General features: G+C 43.0%; 1 protein-coding gene. It reads right to left on the bottom strand.

The window, feature by feature from the left end; genetic code table 11:
* Positions 1-3,776 (bottom strand): non-ribosomal peptide synthetase (locus ACJJVZ_RS19915; protein ID WP_405621716.1); only part of this gene is annotated, 3,776 nt, incomplete at both ends.

Here is a 3,776-nt window from a genome sequence, read left to right as displayed (position 1 = left end):
GGTAATGCTTTTCGGTCAATTTTTCCGTTGGCTGTTTGCGGCCACTGTGATAGTAAAATAAAGCGACTTGGGATCATGTATTCTGGTAACACGCTTCCTAATGCCTGCTTTAACGAAGCGAGCAACTCTACTTCTGATGTTCCCTCTACCACCGTTTTTGCGTAAGCAAGCAAACGTTGATTACCACTTTTATCTGTCACCGCCACAACTTGCGCTGAGTCTATCTGTTCATGCTCAGCAATCTGATACTCTATTTCACCCAGCTCTATTCTGAAGCCTCTAATTTTAACTTGATGATCTAAACGCCCCATATATTCTATATTGCCGTTACTGTCATAACGGACTAAGTCTCCCGTTTTATACAATCGGGCACTGCTCCCTAACTTACCCTCATTATAAAATGGATTGGTAATAAATCGCTCTTCGGTTAGCGCTGGACGATTTAAATATCCTCGTGCTAAACCATCTCCACCTATGTGTAATTCTCCACATGCACCTTGCGGGAGCAAATTGGCTTCATCGTCTAATATATACAATTGAATATTTTGGATCGGCTTACCAATCGGTATGCTACTGCCATGTGCCTGCGAACAATCCCAATAACTGACATCAATTGCCGCTTCGGTCGGACCATATAAGTTATGCAGTCCCGCCTTAGGCAGACACGCGTTAAATTGTGTCACATGGTTGATTTGTAACGCTTCACCACTACAAAACACGTGCTTAATTGACTCACAACGCCCTAAGTCACCATGCTCTAACATGACACCAAGCATCGATGGCACAAAGTGCAGTTTAGTGATCCCCGTTTCAATGATTAGCTCTGTTAAATAACTCGGATCTTTATGCCCCTCTGGTTTACTAATGACTAGTTGTGCGCCTTTAAGCATAGGCCACACAAATTCCCATACCGACACATCAAAACTATAGGGCGTTTTTTGAAGAATTTTATCACTGCTGTCACACCCATATTCACGGTCCATCCAATCAATACGATTGTGCAGCGCCTGATGTTCAATTAGCACGCCTTTTGGATTACCCGTTGAGCCTGATGTGTAAATCATATAAGCGAGATTGTGGGCATTCAGTCCTATTTCGCTTGGTATAATGTTTGTTTCACTATAAGTAGAAAATTGATGCTCAGATACACTCCCTAGTTGATCAAGTAATACCACGGTTGCACTGCTTAGCTCTACGTATTCAGTGACCGCTTTCACACTCAATACGACATGTGTATTGGCATCATTAACTAAATACTGAAGACGGGCTGATGGCAGTGCAGGATCTAACGGCACATAGGCACCACCGGCCTTTAAAATACCCCAAATGCCTATCACCATTTCTAACGAACGCTCTTCAACTCTAAATCCACGGATTTTTATTTGATCGTCAACACGCCCAACATACTCTATTAACCCATCCTTGCCATAACGCACCAAATCGCCTGTCTTATACACCTTTCCTTTGCAACCTAAATCGTCACTATAAGGGTTCCTTATAAAGCGACTATCTGTCATCTCCGGCTGATTCAGATACCCTAATGCTAAGCCATCTCCTCCAACACACAATTCACCAATACCCCCTGCTGGGATTAAACTACCCTGCGCTGATAAGATTAGTACTGTGTCTCCTTGCACTCCTAATCCTATTGGTACTCCCTTTGATAAGTCCCTACCTCGTGGGATAGGATAACAACAAGTAAATGTGGTGTTTTCTGTCGGCCCATAACCATTAATAATCTGAACCCTTGGTAACGCTTCTTGCACTGTTTGTACCGCTTGAGGACTCAATATGTCCCCCCCTGCTAATACATATTTCAATCCTAAACTCGGCTGGCATCCTTTACTCCATTCGGTAAATAACCCCGATGTCAGCCACAATGCGGTGACATTTTGCTCTGTTATCACCGTATTTAATCGCTCAATAGTAATAAAGTCGTCTGGGTACAAGACACAACGTCCGCCATTTAATAACGGTCCCCATATTTCCAATGTCGCTGCATCAAAGGCAATGTTAGCGCATTGTAAAAATACGGTATTACTATCTAACTCCATAAAATTTGGTGTATGGACTAAACGATTTACCGCCCTATGTGGTGTCATCACTCCTTTTGGTTTACCTGTTGAACCTGATGTATAAATCACATAAGCCAGTGACTCTGATGTTTGCCCTATCGCTCTGGGTAGATTTTCACAACTGTGTTCTTTCAATTCCATATCTAGGCTATCAACACACACCAATGGCACTTGAATAAAGGCTAATACTTCCGCTAATCTCTGCTCAGTCAACACCACTGTGACCTCTGTGTCTTCTAACATGTATGCTAAACGTGACTGAGGATAATTTGAGTCCAATGGCACGTAAGCTCCTCCGGCTTTTAAAATCGCTAACGTACCGACCAACATATCTACTGAACGCCCTAGACATAATCCAACTAAGGTATTCGCACCTACTTGATATGCCTCTCTCAGGTAATGTGCTAGTTGATTGGCGCTTGCATTAACTTCGCGATAACTCAATCTCTGCTCTTCGCATACCAACGCAATAGCATCCGGTGTTTCTATCACTCTTTGTTCAAAAACTTCATGTATACAAGCTGCTTTTGGATACGTGGCTTCCACTGCTTGATACTGCTCTAATTGCTGCTCTAATTCCATCTTTGGTAGCACTTGTAAGGTGTTTATTGTATGACTTCCATCATTTAATAGCGCTGATACCACACTCTCCAATGTTGTGTGTACATAAGCGGCTATTTGCTCTGCTGCAACACTGCGGTCAATCTGAAAATCAAGTGTAAAGCTATCTCCCTCACCCCGATCATTAACCGAAAGTTCAAACGGGTAGTTCGTGCGCTCTCGTGTACTGAGTAAAGTCGCATTTCCTTCTTCTACTTCTGATGTACTGTCTACTTTGTCTTGCGCGGTATGACGGTAATTTAGTATTGCGCTAAACAGCGGCGTATTACCCTCTATCCCACTATGACTTTGTGCTTCAGCCAATGAGACTTGCTCATAAGGCAGCAGTGCCTGAAGCGCATTATTCACCATGTTCATGGCTTCAGACACTTTAATATCATGTAGTTTCAGTCTTAAAGGCAAGGTATTTATTAGCATTCCCATCATACGCTCTATGCCAGGCATACCATTCATACGACCCGACATGACAGTGCCAAATACCACATCATCACGACCACAACAGGTACTCAGAACTTTAGCCCACACTAGATGAAAGAGTACCGCTGGACTGCATTGATGCTGCTTTGATAAGGTACGAATTTGTTGCGATTGTGACTCTGTTAATTCGGTACTGTATTGCGTAATGTCATTCCCATCCCCGAGCACTTTAGCAAGTTCAAAAGGCAAGGTAGGCGTATCAACATCCCCGAGTGTTTCAGTAAAGAATTCTGCCACATTTAGATTCGCGGTCTGATGTATTGAACGTGCAATAAATTCACGATAAGGCAGTGGTTTCGGTAACGATGCAGTATCTGACGCGCTTAATTCTGACATAAGGATATCGAGTGAGACATGATCGGTGATCAAATGATGAAACTTTAGTAATGCAAAGTAATGTCCCTGCTCATCCGCCTCAGTAATGGCGAGTTGGATCAAAGGTGCCGTTTCCAAATCAAACCCATGGGGCCCTTGTGTAACATAATTTTCAAAAGCAGTTTTTAAATCTGGGCCACGCAAATCTAATTTAATTACAGGTAACTGAGCGTGTCGCTGAACTAATTGTAACGCTTGTTGACGACCACGCCATAAGATGGCCGTTCT

It is taken from the genome of Pseudoalteromonas sp. Ld19, assembly GCF_045064135.1.
Lineage (GTDB): Bacteria > Pseudomonadota > Gammaproteobacteria > Enterobacterales > Alteromonadaceae > Pseudoalteromonas > Pseudoalteromonas aliena.
This window is presented reverse-complemented; position numbering and strand designations above follow the sequence as displayed.